Source organism: Amycolatopsis sp. CB00013 (assembly GCF_001905755.1).
Taxonomy (GTDB): Bacteria; Actinomycetota; Actinomycetes; order Mycobacteriales; family Pseudonocardiaceae; genus Amycolatopsis; species Amycolatopsis japonica.
This window is the reverse complement of record NZ_LIWC01000001.1, coordinates 2,107,675-2,127,471: the sequence shown is the minus strand read 5'-3', so window position 1 is coordinate 2,127,471 and position 19,797 is coordinate 2,107,675. Positions and strand designations below refer to the sequence as shown.

At 69.2% G+C, this 19,797-nt stretch carries 17 protein-coding genes; 8 read left to right on the top strand and 9 right to left on the bottom strand.

Annotated features, from left to right (window positions below):
* Nucleotides 1–4 precede the first annotated feature (4 nt).
* Nucleotides 5–1,750: a hypothetical protein gene (locus AMK34_RS09465; protein ID WP_073844376.1), complete on the top strand. Its 1,746-nt coding sequence runs from the start codon at nt 5–7 to the stop codon at nt 1,748–1,750.
* Here AMK34_RS09465 and AMK34_RS09460 read toward each other — a convergent pair.
* A complete protein-coding gene (locus AMK34_RS09460) occupies nt 1,744–2,448 on the bottom strand; it encodes a class I SAM-dependent methyltransferase (RefSeq protein WP_073844374.1) in 705 nt (234 codons plus the stop codon). The genes AMK34_RS09465 and AMK34_RS09460 overlap by 7 nt on opposite strands.
* A gap of 40 nt (nt 2,449–2,488) precedes the next feature.
* On the opposite strand from AMK34_RS09460, the gene AMK34_RS09455 reads away from it, so the two are divergent.
* Entirely contained in the window at nt 2,489–6,406 is a 3,918-nt protein-coding gene (locus tag AMK34_RS09455; protein WP_073844372.1) for an alpha-(1->3)-arabinofuranosyltransferase, read from the top strand.
* 149 nt (nt 6,407–6,555) lie between these two features.
* On the top strand, nt 6,556–7,461 hold the full coding sequence (locus AMK34_RS09450; protein WP_038511673.1) for a hypothetical protein: 906 nt from the start codon (nt 6,556–6,558) through the stop codon (nt 7,459–7,461).
* Between the two features lie 5 nt (nt 7,462–7,466).
* Here the strand turns inward: AMK34_RS09450 and AMK34_RS09445 are convergent, their stop codons facing one another.
* Entirely contained in the window at nt 7,467–8,681 is a 1,215-nt protein-coding gene (locus AMK34_RS09445) for a lipopolysaccharide biosynthesis protein (protein WP_073844722.1), read from the bottom strand.
* Nucleotides 8,682–8,750: 69 nt separating this feature from the next.
* Here AMK34_RS09445 and AMK34_RS09440 point away from each other — a divergent pair, with 69 nt between their 5' ends.
* A complete protein-coding gene (locus AMK34_RS09440) occupies nt 8,751–10,442 on the top strand; it encodes a hypothetical protein (RefSeq protein ID WP_073844371.1) in 1,692 nt (563 codons plus the stop codon).
* A gap of 3 nt (nt 10,443–10,445) precedes the next feature.
* A complete protein-coding gene (locus AMK34_RS09435) occupies nt 10,446–10,625 on the top strand; it encodes a hypothetical protein (protein WP_037348252.1) in 180 nt (59 codons plus the stop codon).
* Between the two features lie 925 nt (nt 10,626–11,550).
* Here AMK34_RS09435 and AMK34_RS09425 read toward each other — a convergent pair.
* Entirely contained in the window at nt 11,551–12,783 is a 1,233-nt protein-coding gene (locus tag AMK34_RS09425; RefSeq protein ID WP_073844369.1) for a glycosyltransferase family 4 protein, read from the bottom strand.
* A 133-nt stretch (nt 12,784–12,916) separates the two neighbouring features.
* Between AMK34_RS09425 and AMK34_RS09420 the strand changes: the two genes are divergently transcribed.
* The gene (locus AMK34_RS09420) at nt 12,917–13,642 is read left to right on the top strand and encodes a class I SAM-dependent methyltransferase (RefSeq protein WP_073844367.1); all 726 of its coding nucleotides are present in this window, start codon (nt 12,917–12,919) and stop codon (nt 13,640–13,642) included.
* On the opposite strand, the gene AMK34_RS09415 is transcribed toward AMK34_RS09420, so the two are convergent.
* A complete protein-coding gene (locus AMK34_RS09415) occupies nt 13,639–14,673 on the bottom strand; it encodes a DUF3068 domain-containing protein (RefSeq protein ID WP_073844365.1) in 1,035 nt (344 codons plus the stop codon). The genes AMK34_RS09420 and AMK34_RS09415 overlap by 4 nt on opposite strands.
* Before the next feature lie 237 nt (nt 14,674–14,910).
* Between AMK34_RS09415 and AMK34_RS09410 the strand changes: the two genes are divergently transcribed.
* Nucleotides 14,911–15,294: a hypothetical protein gene (locus AMK34_RS09410; RefSeq protein ID WP_038511688.1), complete on the top strand. Its 384-nt coding sequence runs from the start codon at nt 14,911–14,913 to the stop codon at nt 15,292–15,294.
* Here the strand turns inward: AMK34_RS09410 and AMK34_RS09405 are convergent.
* Entirely contained in the window at nt 15,291–16,463 is a 1,173-nt protein-coding gene (locus tag AMK34_RS09405; protein WP_073844363.1) for a PucR family transcriptional regulator, read from the bottom strand. The genes AMK34_RS09410 and AMK34_RS09405 overlap by 4 nt on opposite strands.
* Nucleotides 16,464–16,523: 60 nt before the next feature.
* On the bottom strand, nt 16,524–16,961 hold the full coding sequence (locus AMK34_RS09400; RefSeq protein WP_083649796.1) for a MarR family winged helix-turn-helix transcriptional regulator: 438 nt from the start codon (nt 16,959–16,961) through the stop codon (nt 16,524–16,526).
* 38 nt (nt 16,962–16,999) lie between these two features.
* On the opposite strand from AMK34_RS09400, the gene AMK34_RS09395 reads away from it, so the two are divergent.
* A complete protein-coding gene (locus tag AMK34_RS09395; RefSeq protein WP_038511695.1) occupies nt 17,000–17,521 on the top strand; it encodes a hypothetical protein in 522 nt (173 codons plus the stop codon).
* Here the strand turns inward: AMK34_RS09395 and AMK34_RS09390 are convergent.
* From AMK34_RS09390 to AMK34_RS09380, 3 genes are all read right to left on the bottom strand, one after another.
* The gene (locus AMK34_RS09390) at nt 17,511–18,281 is read right to left on the bottom strand and encodes an SH3 domain-containing protein (protein WP_037348265.1); all 771 of its coding nucleotides are present in this window, start codon (nt 18,279–18,281) and stop codon (nt 17,511–17,513) included. The genes AMK34_RS09395 and AMK34_RS09390 overlap by 11 nt on opposite strands.
* Nucleotides 18,282–18,376: 95 nt before the next feature.
* Nucleotides 18,377–19,066 (bottom strand): sigma-70 family RNA polymerase sigma factor, encoded by a 690-nt coding sequence (locus AMK34_RS09385; protein ID WP_038511698.1) that lies wholly within the window; start codon nt 19,064–19,066, stop codon nt 18,377–18,379.
* A gap of 147 nt (nt 19,067–19,213) precedes the next feature.
* Nucleotides 19,214–19,708 (bottom strand): hypothetical protein, encoded by a 495-nt coding sequence (locus tag AMK34_RS09380; RefSeq protein ID WP_073844359.1) that lies wholly within the window; start codon nt 19,706–19,708, stop codon nt 19,214–19,216.
* Nucleotides 19,709–19,797: the final 89 nt, after the last annotated feature.

Genomic DNA, 19,797 nt, shown 5'->3' with positions numbered 1-19,797 from the left:
ATCCGTGGCTCTCCGGGGGAAAAGACCTACGCCGGTCGCGCTCGCCGCGTTCGCGGCCGGCGTGATCCCGTTCGTCCTGCACGTGTGGGCCGCTCTGCGCGGCAGCCTCGCCCAAGACGACTTCGTCATCACTTATCACGCCGCGAAGGCGGGCCCGTTCGACTTCGGCTACTTTTTCCAGGACTACCACGGCCATCTCGCTCCCGGCGGCTTCCTCCTCGCCGACGTGCTGACCGCGTGGGCCCCGCTGAACTTCGCCGTGCTGATGGCACCGGTCCTGCTGATGCAAGCGGCGGCCTCGGTGCTGCTGTGGGCGGTACTGGTGCGCTGTTTCGGGCGCCGGTGGGGGATTCTCGTCCCGTTCACGATGTTCACGACGTCGACCTTGCTGCTCGTCCCGACGCTGTGGTGGGCGTACGCCATCCAGATCGCGCCCGTGCTGCTGGCCGCCACCGCCGCATTGCATGCGCACGTGCGGTATCTCGCCGACGGCGGCCGCTGGGCGATCGCCACCGTGGCCTGGACCGTCTTCGGGCTCGCCTTCTACGAAAAGGCGGTGTTCATCCCGGTGCTGATCGCCGGGATCACCGTGCTGCTCGGGATTTCCTTACGCCGCCACCTCGTCCTGATGGGTGTCCTCGCCGCCGTCCTCGCGGGCTACGCCGCAGTGTTCCTGACCTTGACCACGAGTCAGGTCGGACAAGGCGGCGGCCCGGTCACCGTCGGCACGGTCGCGGACATGACGGGCCGGATGCTCGGTGACACGCTGATCCCCGGGCTGGTCGGTGGGCCCTGGTCGGGGCCGGGCCCCGGCGCGACGTTCGCCGCTTCCCCCGTGGTGGTGCGGATCGTGCTGCTGCTCGTGGCCGTCGCGGTGCTGGCCTTCGGGATTCGCGTCGGCGGGCTCCGGGCCCGGAAGGCGTGGATCCTGCTGGGCCTGGTGTTCGTGGCGGACATCGGGCTTTCGGCGGCCACCAGGCTCACCGAAGTCGGACCGGAACTGGGCAGCGATCCCCGCTACGTCGCCGATCTGGCGCTCGTCGTCGCGCTGTGTCTCGCTTTCGCCTTCCTGGAGCCCAAACCGCTCGACCGGCCGTCGGATCCCGTGCTGTCCTCGGCGAAACGCCCGGTCGCCCTGGCGTTGTGTCTCGCCTTGATCGCGAGTTCCGCCGTGGGTTTCTCCCGGCTGGCTCCCGGACTACGGTTCGAACATTCCCGGGATTTCCTCGCCAACGCGCGCGCTTCGATCGAACGCGACCCCGACCTCGTCCTGTTCGACACGGCCGTACCGAACGACGTCCTGCACGGCTGGTTCGGCGAGAACGCCCGCGCCTCCCGGGTGGTCGGCCTGATCCCCGGGTTCCAGTTCGATCAACCGACCAGCCGGATGTCCCTTTTGGACGATTCAGGCACCGCGAGGACGATCACCGGCGTGGAACCGGTTTCCCGCGGACTGCCCGGCCCGGTGCCGGGCTGTGGCTACACCGTCGGCGAGCAACTGGTGCGGGTTCCGTTGGACACGCCCGTTCTCGGCCGGTACCTGCTCCGGATCGACTACTTCACCTCGGACGGTGGCGAAGGGTTCGTGGATCGCGACGGAACCCGCGTGCCGGTGTGGTTCCAGCCCGGTCTGCACACGATGTACCTGCCGATCGAGGGCCTGTTCGACAAGGTCGGCTTTCAGTTGTCCGCCAAGGGGGCTCCCGTCTGCGTCGCCAAGGTCGACGTCGGCAGACCGCTCACTCAGTAGGGGTCGTACGGGCTGTCGTGGCCGAAGATCTTCGCGACGGGAGCCAGGCGCAGCCGCAGCAGGATCTTGATCCCGACGTTGCGTGCGAACCACGGCAGCTGGGCGAGCACGCGCAGCCTGTCCTTCGCCGACGGCGGGGAGAGCCGGAACCGGGCCAGCGAGGTCGCGCGGTCCAGATAGGTGTACCGCCGTCCGAAGAGGACTTTCGCGATCGTGCCCAGGGTGACACCGATCGAGGAAAAGCAGTCGTGGACCAGGATTTCCCCACCGTCGGCCAGGTTCGCCGACCAGCGCAGGTCGTCGGTGTAGGTCCAGTAGTCGTGTTTGCCGTCGATGTAGAGCAACTGGATCGGACGGTCCCAGCGTGGTCGGAGCTTCGTGCTGTACTCCGCCACGAGCTCGACGACGTCCTCGACGCCGGCCTTTCTCAGGTTCGCCTCGAACCGTTGGCGTGTCGGCGATCCGCCGAACAACCGGCCGTCGACGAACGGGTCGACGGCGACCACCCGAGCCCCGACCGTGCGGGCGGCGCTCGCGAGCACGATCGTCGAACGTCCCTGGTGGCTGCCGATCTCCACGATGAGATCGCCCTTGTCGAGCCGGCACGCGGCGTTCCACAGGGCGAGGCCTTGATCCCGCGTCATCCAGCCCTTGACGGGTTCGGCGAGCGACCACGCTTCTTCGAAACCGTCTGTCATAGGGCGCATAGTAGCCACGTTTCCGCCTAGTATCTACCGGATGGTAACCCCCGGCGCGCTCGTGAAGAGGCCGAGCACGTGGATCGTGCTGGCACTCACCGTGCTGTCCTTTGTGCAGCGTCCCGGCAGGACGACCTTCGACACGAAACTCGACCTCGCCGTGGATCCGCTGGCCTTCCTCGGCCGGGCGCTGCACCTGTGGAATCCGCAGGCGACGGCGGGGGAGCTGCAGAACCAGGCCTATGGCTACCTGTTCCCGATGGGGCCGTTCTTCGCGGTGTGCCAAGCCGTCGGGATACCGGTGTGGATCGCGCAGCGGCTGTGGTGCGCGATCCTGCTCTCGGTCGCGTTCGGCGGTGCCCTGCTCGTGGCCCGCGCGCTGAAAATAGGGAACGAACGGACTCGGCTGATCGGAGCAGTGGGTTACGCCCTCGCGCCGAGGATGGTCACCGAAATCGGTTCGCTGTCCTCGGAAATGCTGCCCGCCGTCCTGCTGCCGTGGGTGCTGCTGCCGTTGATCCTCGCCGATCGCATCGGCTCGCCGCGCCGTGCCGCCGGGCTGTCCGCGCTCGCCGTGCTGTGCATGGGCGGGATCAACGGCGCGATGGTCGTGATGGCGCTCGTGCTCCCGGGATTGTGGCTGCTGACCCGGAAATGGCGGAGCACGCATGTCGCGCTGGTCATCTGGTGGTTCGTCTTCGTCGTCGGCGTGGTGCTGTGGTGGTTCCTGCCGCTGGTGCTGCTCGGCCAGTACAGCCTGCCGTTCCTCGACTACATCGAGTCCGCGACTAACACCACGGCACCGATGTCGTTGTTCGAGGTGCTGCGCGGCACGAACCAGTGGGTCGCCTATGTCGTGCAGGGCACGCCGTGGTGGCCTTCGGGCTGGGCGCTGATCGACAATCCGGTGCTGATGGCGGCGACCGGGCTGGTGGCCGCGGTCGGGCTGTTCGGCCTCGCGCGGCGTGGGCTGCCCGAACGGCGGTTCCTGGTGCTCGGCGTGCTGACCGGGCTGACACTGCTGACCGTCGGCTACGTCGGGACGCTCGACAGCCCGCTGGCGGAACCCGTGCGGCATCTGCTCGACGGCCCGCTCGCGCCGCTGCGGAACGTGCACAAGTTCGAACCGGTGCTGCGGCTGCCGTTGATGCTGGCGTTCGTCCACGGCATCACGAGCTACGCACCAGCGCTGCGGCGGAATCTGCGGCCCGCATTGGGCGCCCTGCTGGTCGTGGCGATGGCCGCGCCGGTGTGGCTGCTGACGCTGCGGCCGGGGCCGGGCTGGGACGAGGTGCCGGGGTATTGGTACGACGCGATGGGCCACGTCGCCAAGACCGACGCGACCGCGCGCACGTTGCTGCTGCCCGCGACCGGGTTCGGCGAGTACGACTGGGGCCGCACGGTGGACGAACCGGCGCAGGCCATCGCGGACAGCCCGTGGGCGGTGCGTAACCAGGTGCCGTTGGGCTCGGAGGGCAACACCCGCCTGATGGACTCGGTCGACGCGGCCTTGGCCGACGGCAGAGGGGATCCCGGGCTCGCGGCGCTGCTCGCGCGGTCGGGCTACCGGTTCCTGCTGCTGCGCGGCGACGTCGACCGGGCCAAGGTCGGCGCGCCCGACTTCACGACGTTGCGCGCCGGGCTGGCGGGATCGCCGGGGATCGAGAAGTCGGCCCAGTTCGGGCCGCTGGAGGTCTTCGAGGTGAAACGTCCGGTGCCGCTCGTCACCGCGACGTCCACGAAGGACGTTCCGACGGTGAGCGGCGGCCCGGAGAACCTGTTGCCGCTGATGAACTCCGGGCAGCTCGAACCCGGCACGCCGACGGTGCTGACCGGGGACGGCGGCTCGCCGACGGGGCCGAGGCTGGTCACCGACGGGCTGCGCCGCGCCGAACGCAACGTCGGCGGCGTGCGGGACAACCTGAGCCAGACCCTGACCGCCGGGGAATCCCCGCGCCAGCAACGAGCCGCGCTGGACGTCCTGCCGTTTCCGGGTGAGCAGCACCAGACCGTGGCCGCGTACCGGGGGATCCGCTCGGTCACCGCGTCGACGGCGGCTTCGTTCGCGGACGCGTTCGGCGGGTCGGATCCGAGCCATCAGCCGTTCGCCGCGCTGGACGGGGATCCGCGTACCGCCTGGCATTCGTCGAGCTTCACCGGCCCGATCGGGGAGTGGCTCGAAGTCGAACTCGACACCCCGCGGCTGGTGAACTCGGTCGATCTCGCGATGGTCGACGACATCCGCGTCGGCTGGCCGCCGACCAGGATCCGGATCACCACGGACAACGGTTCCGTCGATCACCAGGTCGTCCGCGGTGCGGGGGCGCACACGTATCCGGTGCCGGCGGGGGTGACGCGCAAGGTGCGGATCACGTTGCTGTCGCTCGTGGTCGGCAGACAGGACGGGAACGTCGGGATCTCGGACCTGAAGATCCCCGGCGTCGAACCGCAACGCGCGCTGGAAGTCCCCGCGGACCTCGGAACGGGAACGCCTCCGGGGTTCGCGTTCACGCGTGGGCAGCAGCCGCGGTACGCGTGCGTGCCCGATCGCTGCGACCCCAACGCGGGCCGCGACGGGGAGGAACCGGACGGGATCCGGCGGCTGTTCTCGACGACGTCGCAGAGTGCCTACGAATTCGGCGGCACCGTGCTGCCGGCGGGCGGTGGACGGGTCCCGGTGGCGCTTCCGGGCTTGCAGGTTTCGGCGACGTCGCAGCTGGGCGGGGATCCGTCCGCGAGCGCGTTCGCCGCGGTGGACGGGAATCCCGCGACCGCCTGGCAGCCCGACATCACGGACCTGCGACCGACGATGACGCTGGACTGGGCGAAACCGCAGACGATCTCCGGAATCCGCGTCGCCGCCGACTCGCGTGCTCCCGCACGCTTGGAACTGACCACGCCGACGTCGAGCCGTTCCGTCGAACTCGACGCTTCCGGCGCGGCGACTTTCCCGCCCATGGAGACGTCGCAGCTGAAGATCGCGTTCGCCGGCCTCGACGACGACCAGCGGACCCGGAACTCGCTCGGGATCGGGAGTCTTTCCCTGACCGGTGCGGAACTTCCCGCTCCGGCCGCGGAATTCACCCTTGCCTGCGGATCGGGTCCGAACGTCCGCCTGGACGGCTTCGACTACGACACCTCGGTGCGCGGCACGCTCGCCGACTTCGTCGCGCACCGGCCGCTGACGCTGTCCGCGTGCCCCGATTCGGCGGGCGGCGTGGACCTGGCGGCGGGCGGGCACGAACTGCGGACCGACCGTTCCGACTCCTTCGTGGTCCAAGACCTCTGGCTCAAACCCGCCGGCCGGGCCGTTTCGCCCGCCGCGCATCGCGCCGTCACCGTGGACTCGTGGGACGCGACGTCCCGATCGGTCACCGTGGCGGGCGGTGACGAGTCCATTTTGGCCGTTCCGGAGAACGCGAACGCGGGCTGGACCGCCTCGCTGAACGGGACCCCGCTGGTTAAGACGCGCGTCGACGGCTGGCAGCAGGCGTGGATCCTGCCTGCGGGCTCCGGCGGCGTGGTGCGACTGGAGTTCACGCCGGACTGGAAGTACCGGTCGGGTCTGCTGATCGGGGCGGTCGCGATCCTGCTGGTGCTGATCGGTGCGCTGTGGCCGGTCCGCCGTCGTCGTATTTCGGTGGAAGCCGGTTCCGGGCCGGTGGTGCCGGTGGTCCTGATCGGACTGCTGGCCGTACTGGGCGGGATGCTGCCGATCGTGTTGCTGATCGCCGTCCTTTTGGCCCGCCAGTTCAGCGAACGCGCGCCGCGGTATCTCGCTTTCGGTGGGATGGTCGTGGGAACGCTCGTCGCGGTGGTGGGGCGGCTGCTGGGGCATGGGCAGGAGTGGGCCTATGGGCCGGTGACGCAGGCTTCGCTGCTGCTGGCGGCGGCGGCGATGGTGGCGATGTGTGTGCCTTGGTTCGCGGGCCGCGAGCCTGAAGGTGACGGAACGTGAGGGGTGTGTGGAAATAGGGACGTTGAATGTCCCTATTTCCACACACCCCCGCTTCACCGGACCGGTCACGACGTAAATCCGCGGGTTCTGTCGGTGGCCGGGTTCAAGCTGATCAAGTGCGAAGAGGGGAGTGGGCACAGCACCCACTGATGACGAACGGCCCGGCCGTGGCCGCGGTCAAGCGACTCGAAGAGCTCGGCGTGCCCAGGAGGACCATCTGGCGCAGGTGCGAGCCCGGCGGCGTCTGGCGGAGGCTCCTGCCAGGAGTCGTGCTGCTCGGAAACGGCGAGCCGACCGAGGAACAGCGGATCGAGGCGAGCCTGCTCCTGGCGCGGGAAGGTTCAGTGCTCACAGGAGTGCCCGCGCTCAGGCGGTACGGGCTGAGGAACCTTCCGGATATCGACGACGTGCATGTCCTCGTACCCGCCGAACGAGCGATCACCAGTACGGGGTTCGTCCATATCGAACGGACGCGGCGGCTGCCCGCGCCGCTGAGCAGAGCCGGTGTCCCGACCGCTCCCGTGCCGCGCGCGGTGATCGACGCGGCCCGCCGAACCTCCGATTCGGACTCGGTCGTGGCGATGATGGCCGAAGCGGTGCAAGAACGTCATTGTCTGCCGCACGCGCTCGCCGTCGAGATCGACGAGCGGTCTCGATTCGACGGGAGACTGCTACGGGCGCTGGTTCCGATCCTGGGCGGTGCGCATTCGGTCGCCGAGGCCGACGCGTGGAGGCTGTGGAAGCGGTCGGGGTTGCCGGAGTTCCAGTGGAATGTGAAGGTCTTCGACGCGGCGGGCCGGTTCGTCGCGAAGCCGGACGGGTGGTGCGACGAGGTCGGCTTCGCCTGGGAAGTCGATTCCCGTGGCTATCACGCCAAAGGCGACCACTTCCGTGCGACCCTCGCCCGAAACGCGCGCTACGCCGCGGCCGGGATCGTCGTTCTCCAGACGTTGCCGTCCCGCCTCCGGACCGAACCCGACGCGGTTCTCCATGAACTCAGAGCCGCGTTCCACAGTGCCCAGCGTCGTCCGCGACCCGACGTGCACCTCGGATGAGTCCCTCACCGCCTCCGCGACCGCAGCTCCAACAAAGCCCCAGAAAGCGCCAACCCCCCGGCGCAGCAAGCGGCGACAGTCACCACCTGAGCGGCCGAAGAGTGCAGCCAAGTCGTCACCAGCACCGTCTCCACCACCACGGTCGTCCACATCAGCACGGTCACCCGCCGGTCTCCGGCGGCCAGGCGCGAGAACAGCAGGATCTGCACCAGCGCGAGCATCGAGCCGGCGAGGGCGAACGGCCAGACCGGCATGGTGCTGGCGGCGTAGCCGGAGCCGCCGATGAACGAGAGCAGACGCGACCCGAAAGCAAAAGAAACCAACAGCACGAAGGCGTCCAGGGCAGCGCAGACGGCCAGGGCGGCGGGCAGGATCCGGCGCCGGTCGTCGCCGTTCGCGAAGCGGGGCAGCACCAGGACGCCGACGGCTTGGGGGAGCCAGTACGCGATCTTCGTGACGATCGCGCCGAGCGCGTATTCACCTGCTTCGGCAGCGGGGAGGGTGTGGCGTGCCAGCACGAGGTCGAGGTTCACCAGCAGGACCAGCGCCAGCATCGCCTGCGCCGCGTGCAGGACCTCGCCCGCGTGCCAGCCCGCCTTGCGGGGCCGTGGCCGTCCACAGAGGACCCACCCGCAGAAGATCACCAGGTACGAGCCGATCGCGGTCCCGGCCAGCGCACCGGTGGCGTCACCGCCGATCAGCAGGCCGAGCAGCGAGCCGCCGACCTTTCCCACGCCTTCGAGCGACATGAGCCCGGCCAGCAGCGCGAACCGGCCGCTGCCCTGCAGCAGACCGTGGAAGAGGCCGAGCAGCGTGAGCGGTCCGAGTGTGACGGCGAGCAGCAGCGCGGGCACCACCGAATCCAGGTGCAGCACGAAGACCAGCACCGGCGCCAGGATCAGCCCGATGGCCGCGACGATGGCGCTCGTCGTGAGGCCGAGCGCGAGCAGCGTCCCGTTGTCCTGCGACTCCTTTGATGAACGCAGCCGGGCCACCCGCAGCGCGACGACGGTCTGCAGCCCCATCGCGGGTACGACGCCGATCACCAGCACCGCCAGTAGCGAACTCAGCTCACCGAACGCGCTCGGCACGAGCAGCCGGGCGGCGACGATACTCAGCGCGTAGGCGCCGGCGTTGTTCGCGGCCAGTGCGAGCGAGACGAGGATCGCCGCGACACGCTTGTCGGTCCTGGTCTGGTCGACCTCGGCGTCTACGCTCAACAGAGCTCCCATTACCGGCGAGTAATCTCCGCGACCATAACCGCGATCGAGGCGGAAAGGGAAGGGCACTTGGACGCACGGCGCGAACGTCTCGTCCTCGCCGCGGTGTCGGCGGGGCTGGCGCTGCTGGTGTTCCTGCCGGTGCTCGGACGCGGCTTCGTCCTGAGCTACGACATGGTGTTCGCCCAGCGTCAGTCGCTGATCCCGGACGCGCTCGGCCTCGGTTCCGCGCTGCCGCGATCGGTCCCGGCCGACGCCGTGATCGCACTCGCGACCGCCCTCGTTCCCGGCGACATAGTCCAGAAAATCGTCTTGTTCCTGGCGCTCTTCGGGGCGGCATACGGCGCAGCGCGGCTGGTCCCGACGGAGCAACTCGGTACGCGCGTCGTCGCCGCCACCGGTTACGCGTGGACGGCCTATTTCGCGGAGCGGTTGTTCATCGGGCATTGGCCGCTCCTGCTCACCTACGCGTGCCTCCCGTGGATCGTGCGCGCCGCGCTTTTCCTGCGCCGGGACGAACCGAGGGCGCTCGCGCGGCTGATCCTCGCCTGCGCCCCCGCGATGCTCACCCCACCCGGCGGAGTGCTGGCCGCGCTCACCGCGATCGCGCTGGCCGGGCCGCGGAAACTGGGCCACACCCTCGGTCTCGCCGTCGTGCTCAACCTGCCGTGGCTCGTGCCGACGCTCCTGCACGACGGCGGGACGCTGTCCGATCCCGCCGGGGTGGCCGCGTTCAGCGCCCGCGCGGAAAGCTGGGGCCCGGCCATCCTGAGCGTGCTCGGGCTCGGCGGGATCTGGAACGGCGACGTCGTCCCCGGCAGCCGGGGCGCGCCGATGGCGCCGGTGCTGATCCTCGTCACGGTCGCCGTGGCCTTGGCCGGGTTCCGCCCGCTGGCGCGGAAGTGGGGCACTCCGCCGGCGAGAGCGTTGCTGGCGCTGGGGGTTCTCGGTGTCGTGCTCGCCGCGCTGGCGACCTTGCCGTTCGGCGAGCCCGTGCTGTCCTGGGCGATGGGGCACGTACCCGGCGCGGGACTGCTGCGGGACGCGCAGAAATGGGCGGCCTGGTGGGCGCTTCCGGTCGCGCTCGGCTTCGCGCTCGCGGTCGAGGCCGCCGCCGCGCGTCTCCGGACCGGTACGGCGCGTGGGGCGCTCGTCGTGGCCGCCGCGCTCTTTCCCTTGCTCACCATGCCCGATCTCGCGTGGGGCGGCTGGGGAAGGCTCGAAGCGGTGCGCTACCCGGACGACTGGACCGCCGTCCACCGGGTGCTCGCCGAAGACGACCGGCCCGGCGACGTCGTCGCACTGCCGCTGTCCACGTTCCGGAGTTTCGCCTGGAACGACCAGCGGACCCAGCTGGATCCGGCGCCACGCGCACTCCCCGAGACCGTGCTCGTCGACGACACGCTGCGGGTCGGCGGCGAGGAGATCGCCGGCGAGGATTCCAGAATGGACCGTGTCCGTGCGGCGAAGTCGCCGGAAGACCTGTCGGCGGCCGGAATCGGCTGGATCCTCGTCGAACACGGGACGCCGGGGCGGGTCGATCCGCGGTTGCTGACCGGCGCGGAACCGGTGTGGTCCGGTGATTGGCTGACGCTTTACCGCACTCCCGGTGAGCCTGCCGTGACCGGGACGCGATCACCGGTTCCCGTGCTGCTGGCAAACGGAGTAGCGCTGGTGACGATCGCGGCCGCACTGTTGTGCCTCAAGTTACCGGTGCGTACATTGAGCCGACGCAGGAATTCCCTGTCGCGGAAGGAGTAGGTCTTGGGCACCCTCATCGGCGCGGCCGCCGCCGTCATCATCGGGCTCGCAACGGCCGCAGGGGGGAGTTACGCGCTGACGAACTCCGCCGATCCGGACGCCGCACCCCAGGTGCAGGCGAAGATCAAGGAGCAGTTCAACCCGAACTCGAGCCCCGAGCACGTCATTTACGGCAACCGCTGAGCCGGTGTCCGAGCTCGCTTCCGACCACGCCGGCCGGGTCGTCGGGCTCTACGGCGACCCCACCGTTTCCTGGAGCATCCTCCTGGAAGCGAGGCTGTCTTCGGCTCTGACGCCGGAAAAGGCGCGGATGCGGCTGGCGGTCGCGGTCGAGGAACGGCCGTGGCTGGGCGCCGCTCCGGACGTCGAAGCCGTTCGTGGTGAAGAACTTCCGGCGGTCCGCGATCGGTTCGCCGAGGCGGCGTACGAACGCGGAGCCCCGCTGCTCCGCGTCGCCGTCGGCACCGACGAACCGGTCGTGCTGATCGCCGCGCACCACGGCGCGCTCGACGGTCTCGGCCTGCTCGCCGTCCTCGGCCTGGCCCTCGACGTCCCGATTTCGTCCGCCGCCAAGGGGATCGGCGCCCGCACGGCGGACCGATCCTTTCTCGTGTCCGCCTTCCAGCGGCTCGCTGAAGCGCTTTTCGCGCCCCCGGCGAGAATCACCCCGGAACGGGCTGAAAGCGGCCCTGGGGACGTGTTCAGCGCCAGGATCCTCCCGCGCTCACGGTTCGGGTCCTCCGCCTTCGCCGCGGCCGCCGCGGACTTGACCGAGACGTGGAATGCCCGGCATGGCGAGGAAACCGCCCGCGTGGTGGCCGCGGTCGGCGCGTCGTGGCGGGGCGGCGCCGCCCCGGAACCCTTGCACGACAGCGCGTTCTTCCGGTTGCGGCTCGGCGGGAAACCCACGGTCGCCGAAGTCGGCGCGCTGCTGGCCACGCAGCCGCCGGAGCCCGATTTCCCCGCCCGCAGCAGCCGGATCGCCCGGCTGGGCACCCGGCTGCTGGCGGGCAGGCTCGGTTCGACCTATCTCGTTTCCAACCTCGGCGTCGTTTCGGCGGCGGACGCGGTCACCTCGATCGCGTTCTATCCCGCCGCCAGCGGCCGCTCAGGCGTGGCGTTCGGCGCGGTGACCGTCGGCGAGACGAGCACCGTCACCGTGCGCGCACGCCGCAAGGACTTCGACGACGCCGCCACGGCCGACCTGGCCGACGGGATCGTGGAAGCCCTGCGAGGTCAGGACCCTGGGATGGGGGATGGCCACCCCGGCCACGTCGCGCACGAGTGATTCGAAGCGGTTCACGCTGTGCTCCCAGTCGAAGAGGCCGGCCCACGTGACACCGGCCCGGCCCATCTCGGTCCGCCGTACCCGGTCGGCGAGCAGCCCGTCGACCTGCGCGGTGAAATCGGCGAAGTCGTCGGCCAGCAGACCGGTCTTGCCCTCCACAATGGACTCGGCCACGCCACCCGCCGCCCGGTAGGCCACCGACGGAACGCCGTGCGCGGCGGCCTCCATGATGACGATGCCCCAGCCCTCCTTGACCGACGGGCACAGGTGCAGCCAGGAGCGTTCCAGGATCTCGTGTTTCTCGTCCTCGTCCACCCACCCGTGCAGCCGAACCCGGTCTTCGACGCCCCTGTCGCGGGCGTGCTTGCGCAGGACCTCTTCCCACGGGCCCTGGCCCACGACCTCCAGCTTCAGCGTCGGCCAGCGCCGGGACAGTTCCGCGACGACGTCGATCGCGTGCTCGATCCGTTTGTGCGGCACCAGCCTGCTGACCGCGACCAGTGTCGGTTCGGCCTCCCGGACGGCCTTGCCGCGCGGGGGCGTGTCCAAACCGTTGGGTACCACGGTGATCCGCGAGCCTTCGATGCCGAGACCCGCTAGTTCGCCCTTGGTGATCTCGGAAACCGTGACGTAGCGGCAGTGGCGGAACAGCCACGGCGCCAGCCGTGACTCGATCCACCAGCCGATGCGGCCCAGCGTCTCGCCGAGCGCGCTGATCCACTGTTCCTTGTGGACGTGGTGCACCAGCACGAGGACCGGGCAGCCCGCGACGAGCCTGGCGAAGAACGGCATTCCGTTCTGCACGTCGACGACGAGGTCGGCGTGTGCCTTCCGGATCGCCCGGAGAGCGTGGAGGTAGACGCCGAACTTGTTGCCACGGCGGCGATAGCGGACGCCGTCGCGCCATTCCCCGGCGTTCGCTCCCGGGTACGCCGCGCACTGGATCTCCACCCGGTATCCGGCCTTGGCGAGCCCTTCGGCCATCCGCTCGACGTACCGCTCGGAGCCGCCGCCCTCCGGATGCCCGGTGTCGCGCCAGTTGACGAGCAGCACACGTGGCCTTTCCATCGTGGTTCTCCCAACCTGTTAGCGACAATGCTAGGTTACCGGTGCGTACACGGTAGATGAATCATTCTCGGAAAGCGATGGTTCGATGGTCGGTAATCGGTCGGTGACCCCAGCAACGATGCCTCATCGCGCCACCTTGCGCAGATCGGTCACGTTGTTCCGGGCTTTTCTCACCGAACAGACGGATCCGGACGGTTTCTACTCGGTGCTCGCCGAGGACTCGGTCCGGCAATTGGCGCAGCACACTCCGTTGAACGGCCGAACGATCGTCGACGTCGGCGGCGGTCCCGGCTATTTCTCCGACGCGTTCCGTGCCGCCGGAGCCACCTACCTGGGCATAGATCCCGACGTCGGAGAGCTGACGGCGCGAGGCGAGGCCGGGGAGAACATGGTGCGCGGTAGTGGGACAAAACTGCCGGTGCGCACCGCTTCTGTCGACGTCTGCTATTCGTCGAACGTCCTCGAACACGTTTCCGAACCCGAGGTCATGCTGGCCGAGATGTGCCGCGTGACCAAACCTGGCGGAACGGTTTTCGCCTCGTTCACGCCGTGGTATTCGCCGTGGGGTGGGCACGAGACGGCACCCTGGCATTTCCTCGGTGGCCACTACGCCCGGCGGCGTTATGTCGAAAAGAACGGAAAGGAGCCGAAGAACAAATTCGGCGAGAGCCTTTTCGCCTTTTCGGCGGGCGCGGCCATCCGGTGGGGGAAGGCCGCGCCGCTCGCCGATCTCCAGGAGGTCTACCCGCGCTACCACCCCTCCTGGGCCCAGTGGATCGCGCATGTCCCGGGAGTCCGGGAGATCGCGTCGTGGAATCTGGTGATGGTGCTGCGCAAGCGTTAGTGGCGCGAGGGGGTGGGGCGGCGCTTCGCCAGCAGGAAGACCCCGAGGGCGAGGAACGCCGCGCCGGCGACGCCGAGCACGATCGGCCCGGTGCTCCCGATGAAGTCCAGCTTGCCCTTGTTCTCGTCGACCTGCTTGACCATCGCGTCGACGGTCGCGTCGGTGAACTCCAGCTTGCCGTCGAAGACCACCGTGGGGGTGGGGTTGGCGGCCGACCGCAGTTCCTGGTGCGACTGCTGTTCCTGCTTGACCTGGATACCCGTCACCGGCTCGATCCAGCTGGTGATCGTGCCCTGGTAGAACTGGCCGGCTTCGACGGAATCACCGGTGGCCCCGATGAGCGAGCCCGGCACCTTCTTCGTCGAGATCTTCGTGTCGGGGATCTCCTGGACGAACTTGTAGACCTCGACACCCTTGATCTCGTCGACGCCCTTGAACCGGGCCTGGACGGCGCGGCCGGTGTTGTCGTCGTAGACCTGGTAGTCCTTCTGCTCGGTGTCGAAGGGGAACTTGAAGTTCAGGCCGGGCTGCGGCTTGTACTCCTGGACCTCCTCGGGCTTTTCGTTCTCCTTCTCGGCCTTCTCCTTGAGTTTGGTGACGAAGCTGCTGTTGGCCGAGCACTTCGCCTCTTGGTCGCCGCCCGGCGGCACGTACCCTTCCGCGGTTCGGCGGTCGAAACAGACCTGGCGCTTGCTCGCGCTGACGACGGTCTGGTCGCTGGTGTCGACGACCGACACGGCCATCAGCCACACCGCGACGTCCGTGCCCTCTTGCATCTCCGGCGGCGCGAAATTCGCCACCACGTGGGCGGTCGCCTTCAGTTTGGCGTCGTCACGGATCTCCGTGACGGTCTTGTCGCCCACCTTCTTCACCGCGAGCACCTTCGACGCGGTGCCTTCGAGGACCGACGTCGATTCCTGGTTCAGCGGCACCTTGGCGAGTTCGGGTTTCACGTAGGTCGGCAGCAACACCGCGCTGGCGACGGAGAACACCCCTAGGGCCAAGAAGATCAGGCTCAACGCTCGACGCAACGGTCCTCCTGGTGAGACCACGGAAACATCCACATTACCCATCGGTAATCAGTCGCCAGATACTGGCCCGCGCGCCGGTCGGCGTCAAAGGTGTGACCGACGGTCACAGGCACGCCGTGCGACCGGAAGGTGGTACCGGCGCCGCCATTCGGCGCAGTCAGCCAAACATGTTTGTTCCCCGGAACAACGTGATGGGGACCACCATCGGACGACTTCCGGTGCGTGGAAAGGAACTCTGTGCCGCAGGACCCGAACGATCGCCGCGCGCTGGACATCGGCGCGTACTCGGATTCCATCACCGACGTCGAGCTCCGCGACGCCGTCGCCGATGTCGCCGCGCTGCTTTCGTTGCACGGCAACGTGATTCGCGATCTCGACGCCAGGAGATCACGGTGGCGTCCCGGGCGGCGGTCGCCGCATCCCGACATCGTCCTGTCCGCGGCCGGACGCCGTCCACAGTGGACGAGATCCGCGAATCCCGAAGTGACCTTGCCGGTCGCCACGACCTCGCGTGGCCGGACGCTCGCGGTGCGGCTCACCGCGAGGCCCGGTCTCGGGCACACGCTGCTCGACCTCGCGAGGATCATCGACGCCGACATGGCGCCGGAAAGAACGGTCTAAGAGTCCGTCAGCCGGACCGCTTCCAGCGCGACGTAGAGTTCGCCGACGTCGACCGGGTCGGACAGGTCGCGCCGCGTCAGTTCCTGCACCCGCCGCAGCCGATAGCGGACCGTGTTCGGGTGGACGATCAGCCGGTCCGCGGCCTCCTTGGCCGAACCGTGCCCGGCGAACCACGCGATCAGCGTGTCGAGCAGGACCTGCCGTTCGGGCTTGGGCAGCACGAGCAGCCCGGTCAGCACCGAACGCAGCACGTCCCGCGACATCTCCGGCGCGCTCGCGACCAGCGTGGTGACCGGGGAGTCGCCGAACACGGCGACACCGGCGGCACCGGTGGCCAGCGAGCGGCGGGCGATCCGGGCCCGGTGGACGGCGTCCGGTACTTCGAGGAATCCGTTGAACGGCCTGCTCATCCCCGCCGCCAGCGGCAGGGTGCCCAGCAGGTCGCGCAGCCGCCGTACGTCCTCGACGCGGTCGATCACCACGAGCCCGACCTCGGCGCCCGGCCGCCAGGCCGACTTCCAGCGCCGTGCCCGCAGCAGTGCCTCGACGCCGGGCCGCTCCTCCGGCTCGACGGCTTCGGTCACGACGGCGACGAACGTGCCCGCGGCCGGGAGGTCGAGCTCCTTCGCGGCGTTCTCGAGCTCCGGCTGGGTGGCGAACCGGCCCTGCAGAAGACCGTCGAGCAGGGCGAGCTTCTCCTGGGAGAGTTCGGCGGCGACCTCGCTGTACGCGGTGGTCAGCGCGTCGGAGTAGAGGTCGATGGTCTTCCACACGTTGGAGTTGATCTCCACCGTGCGCGCCGGGTTGATGAAGCCGGGGCCTGCCAGTTCCAGCAGGCGCTCGTAGACGAAGATCCCGCCGATCCGGAACGCGCGGAGCACGGACGGTAGCGGGATACCCTGCCTGGCCTGGGCCAGCCCGGTCTTGCGGGCCGCGTCGAGCGGCAGCCCCCGCCCCTCGACGAGCGCCGTCAGTGCCCGCTCGAGATTCGCCCGGCAGACCTTGCGCAATTCGTCCGGCGCGGTGCTGTCCACCTGGTGGTAGAACTCGTCCTCGTCGCTGAGCAGCTGGGCGAGGCGGTCACTGAACTCGGGCAGCCGGGTGAGCATCGCCTGCATGAGCACACGCTGCTCCCGGGGTGCGGGAGTAGCGAGAGCTTCGGTGCCCATCCGTCAACTCTAACCCGATGGAGCGGCCGCTTTTTATCACGATGCGACGAAAGGGCGGTTTCACGGGCTGAGCGCGGTTGACAACCTGCGCAGGGTTTCGCGGGCTCGCCGCAGGTCGTCGAGGGTGACACCGCTGTCGTCGAGCACGTCCCCGCGCAGGGTTTCGCTCGCGTCCCAGAGCCGCTTCAGCAGTCGCTCGCCCTCGGGGGTGATGGCGTACAAGGGGGAGCGGCGATGGGCGGGATTGGGTCGCGCGCACAGTTCGCCGGCTTCGGTGAGGTCGTCCACGACGCGCTGGACGGCTTGGCGGACCTGGCCGAGCCGTCGCGCGATGGCGGGGACGGCCAGTGGTTCTTCGGACACCGTGCTCAGCACATGCCAGCGGGCGACGGTCGTGCCCTGCCCGGCGGCCTCCCGTTCGCTGATCCGGCGGCTCACTCCCGCCAGCTCGTATACGTCGGCGATCAGCAGCCGGTAGTCGTGGACGAGCTCGCTCATGGTTGACAGCATACTGTCAAAGTGTCCATTCTGGCCGCATGGACGTCGCCGAACAGATCGCCGCCGTGTTCACCGCCGCCGGACCACGCCCCGAACTCGCCGCACGGCTGAGCGTGTTCGAGCCGCTGATCGGCAGCTGGGACCTGGTGGTGCACAACCACGCCGAGGACGGAAGTGTCCGGACAGTCGACGGGGAATGGCATTTCGGCTGGGCGCTCGACGGCCGGGCGCTGGCCGACGTGTGGATCAGTCCCGCGCGGGCGAGCAGGACCGGCGGCGTGGACGGGGAGTGGGGGATGAGCCTGCGCTTCTACGACGAGAAGATCGACGCGTTCCGGTCGACCTGGCTCGGCCCCGGCAACGGCTGGGTGATCCCGTTCCGCGGCAAGCCGACGGAGGACGGCTTCGAGATCGAGGCGGACACCGACGGCGTCCGGCGCCGGTGGATCTTCTCCGAGCTGACCGCCACGAGCTTCTCCTGGCGGGCGGAGGAAACGCTGCCGGACGAGGACCCCTTCGTCCGGCAGCGTTTCGAGGCCACTCGCGCGCTCAGTGGTTGATCTTGAACCACGGCTGCGACCAGCCGAGATAGGTGTAGTTCCAGGCGTTCTTGATCTCCGAGATGGTGGTCTCGGTGAAGCTGCCGGGGCCGTGGATGTCGTTCGACAGGAACTTGCCGCCGCCGATCGAGATCATGGTGTGTCCCGTGCCGCCGTTGCTGAAGAACGCGAGCCCGCCCGCGGGGACCTGGGTGTCGCCGGGGTGCTTGTACGAACCCGGGATCTGGGTCCAGTGCACGTAGGCCGTTTCCGAACCGCTCGCGGTCCAGCCGTAGGCCCACGAGTTGATCCGGTCGCACCAGCGGTAGTAGTTCGGGTCGTTGTTCGTGTGCACGTGCGCCTTCGCCCACGCGACGGCTTCGGCGCAGGTCCTCGGGTTGCCGGTGCCCGCGGTGGAGCAGGACAGGGTGCTGCCGGCGCAGTCCGGGGCGACCCGGCCGTCCGAACCGGTGTAGACGTAGGCGTCGCTGATGTAGCCGCCCTTCGACGGCACGTAGTCCCAGATGTCGGTGGTGCCGTACTTCCCGGTCACCGTCGTGCCGTTCGTCTGGCAGTCGATCGTGACGGCGGTGCCGCTCGCGACGGTGCCGACCGAACTCGCGCTCGTGCTCGGGCTCGACCGCACGGTCACCGCCACCCCGGAGTCGGTGTTCACCGTGCCCGTCGCCGCGAGCGCCTCGCCCGCGCCGCCGAGCATGATCGCCCCGGCCAGCGCGATGGTGCCCACGGCGCCTCTGGCGATCCTCGATCGGATCTTCATCTGTGTCCTCCAGTGGTTTCCCCGAATAGGGGGCCAGGATGGAGGAACGTCGTACAAGCGCCGTACAAGAAAACGATCGTCCTCAGTGGACTGTTCTATACCGGGACGAGCTCCGGTTCGGGGATTTGCCCGATGATCGGGACATCGCTCGCGTATCGGGCGTTCCGCTCGGTGAGCAGGACCCGGAGCCGGGCGAGCGCCCGGAACTGGGCCGCGCGGACCGCCCCCGCGCTCGGCAGGCCGAGCCGTTCCGCCGTCTCCTCGGCCGAAAGCCCGAACACGAACCGCAGCGCGAGCACCTGCCGGTGCGGCATCGGCAATCGCGCCAGCAGGACCCCGGCCTGCAACCGGTGCTCCAGCCGTTCGATCTCGTCCGGATCGCGGCGTGCCCACGCCGTCAGCCCGTCGCCGATCTCCGGCACGCAGGCGACCGGTTCGCGGGAGCGGCGCCGGTGCAGGTCGGCCACCTTGTGCCCGGCGATCCCGAGGACGAACGCGAGGAACCGGTCCGGGCGGTACCGGTAGCGGGGCAAGGCGATCAGCATCGCCTGCAACACCTCCTGCGCGCAGTCCTGCGCGTCGCAGGCCCCCGTTCCGGCGGTCCCGAGCCTGCTCGCGCAGTAGCGGAACACGTGCGGGGAAAGGAAACGGGTCAGCTCCCGGAGCGCGTCCGGGTCACCGGCCACGGCCGCCCGGACCAATCTGCTGTCCGGGTTGGGCAGCCGTCCCGCCGTGTCGGCGGCACGGGAGTCCGCGGGTACCGTCGAGGGCGCTACCTCGTCCAAGTCTGCACTCCTGGTTCGGGGGAACTGGCCGCCAAGGTGCGCCCGTCATCGGGGGCCGGGACTTCGTGCGCGGTTGTCCAGCTTGCCGTTCCGTGCAGGGGATGTCCATACGACGGGCCGGAAGTCATCCGAACCGCGCAATGTCTACTATGGACTGTTACCTGGCGATACCTTGAGACAGGACAGCACCGGGGGATAGGCCGTCGTGTCGGTGCTGAGCAGATCCGCCGTCCAGACCACGCAGTGCGCGAGCACCCGGATCCGCTGATCGAGATCCGCGTTCTCGCAGGCTTGCCCGATCTGGTCGGCGCAGGTGTCCCGGTCGTCGCGGACACTGGCGGCGATGGCGCGGACGATCGCCGCCACTCCCGGCTCGAGGCGGTCGGGCCGGACCGTCATGCCCGCGTGATCACGCAGGCGCAGCGTGAACGGTTCGCCGATCCGCAGCGAACGGCGGCGATCCTTGGCCGCCAAGGAGAACGTGTCGACCAGTCGTCCGACGACGTCGTTGAGCGCCGGTCCTCGCCGGGTGGAGGAGGCGATGGACACCAGTGCGGTGGCGAGCCGGTCGGCTTCACCCGATCTGGTGAGCGATAGGAGATCGCGTGCGGCGGTGTGCGCGCGTTTGACGGTGGGTGTCATGTCGGGCCCCTCGTTCGGTGTGCCGCCTCCCGATACCCCTCAGGTCGCGGGCTAAACCTGAGGGGTTGTCGGATTGGCGCGAGCGGGGG

Coding starts and splice junctions, on each gene's coding strand:
- AMK34_RS09400 (WP_083649796.1), bottom strand. CDS start 16,961: ATGAGCGAGCTCGTCCACGACTACCGGCTGCTGATCGCCGACGTATAC.
- AMK34_RS09420 (WP_073844367.1), top strand. CDS start 12,917: ATGCCTCATCGCGCCACCTTGCGCAGATCGGTCACGTTGTTCCGGGCT.
- AMK34_RS09455 (WP_073844372.1), top strand. CDS start 2,489: ATGGTAACCCCCGGCGCGCTCGTGAAGAGGCCGAGCACGTGGATCGTG.
- AMK34_RS09405 (WP_073844363.1), bottom strand. CDS start 16,463: ATGGGCACCGAAGCTCTCGCTACTCCCGCACCCCGGGAGCAGCGTGTG.
- AMK34_RS09460 (WP_073844374.1), bottom strand. CDS start 2,448: ATGACAGACGGTTTCGAAGAAGCGTGGTCGCTCGCCGAACCCGTCAAG.
- AMK34_RS09395 (WP_038511695.1), top strand. CDS start 17,000: ATGGACGTCGCCGAACAGATCGCCGCCGTGTTCACCGCCGCCGGACCA.
- AMK34_RS09390 (WP_037348265.1), bottom strand. CDS start 18,281: ATGAAGATCCGATCGAGGATCGCCAGAGGCGCCGTGGGCACCATCGCG.
- AMK34_RS09380 (WP_073844359.1), bottom strand. CDS start 19,708: ATGACACCCACCGTCAAACGCGCGCACACCGCCGCACGCGATCTCCTA.
- AMK34_RS09450 (WP_038511673.1), top strand. CDS start 6,556: ATGACGAACGGCCCGGCCGTGGCCGCGGTCAAGCGACTCGAAGAGCTC.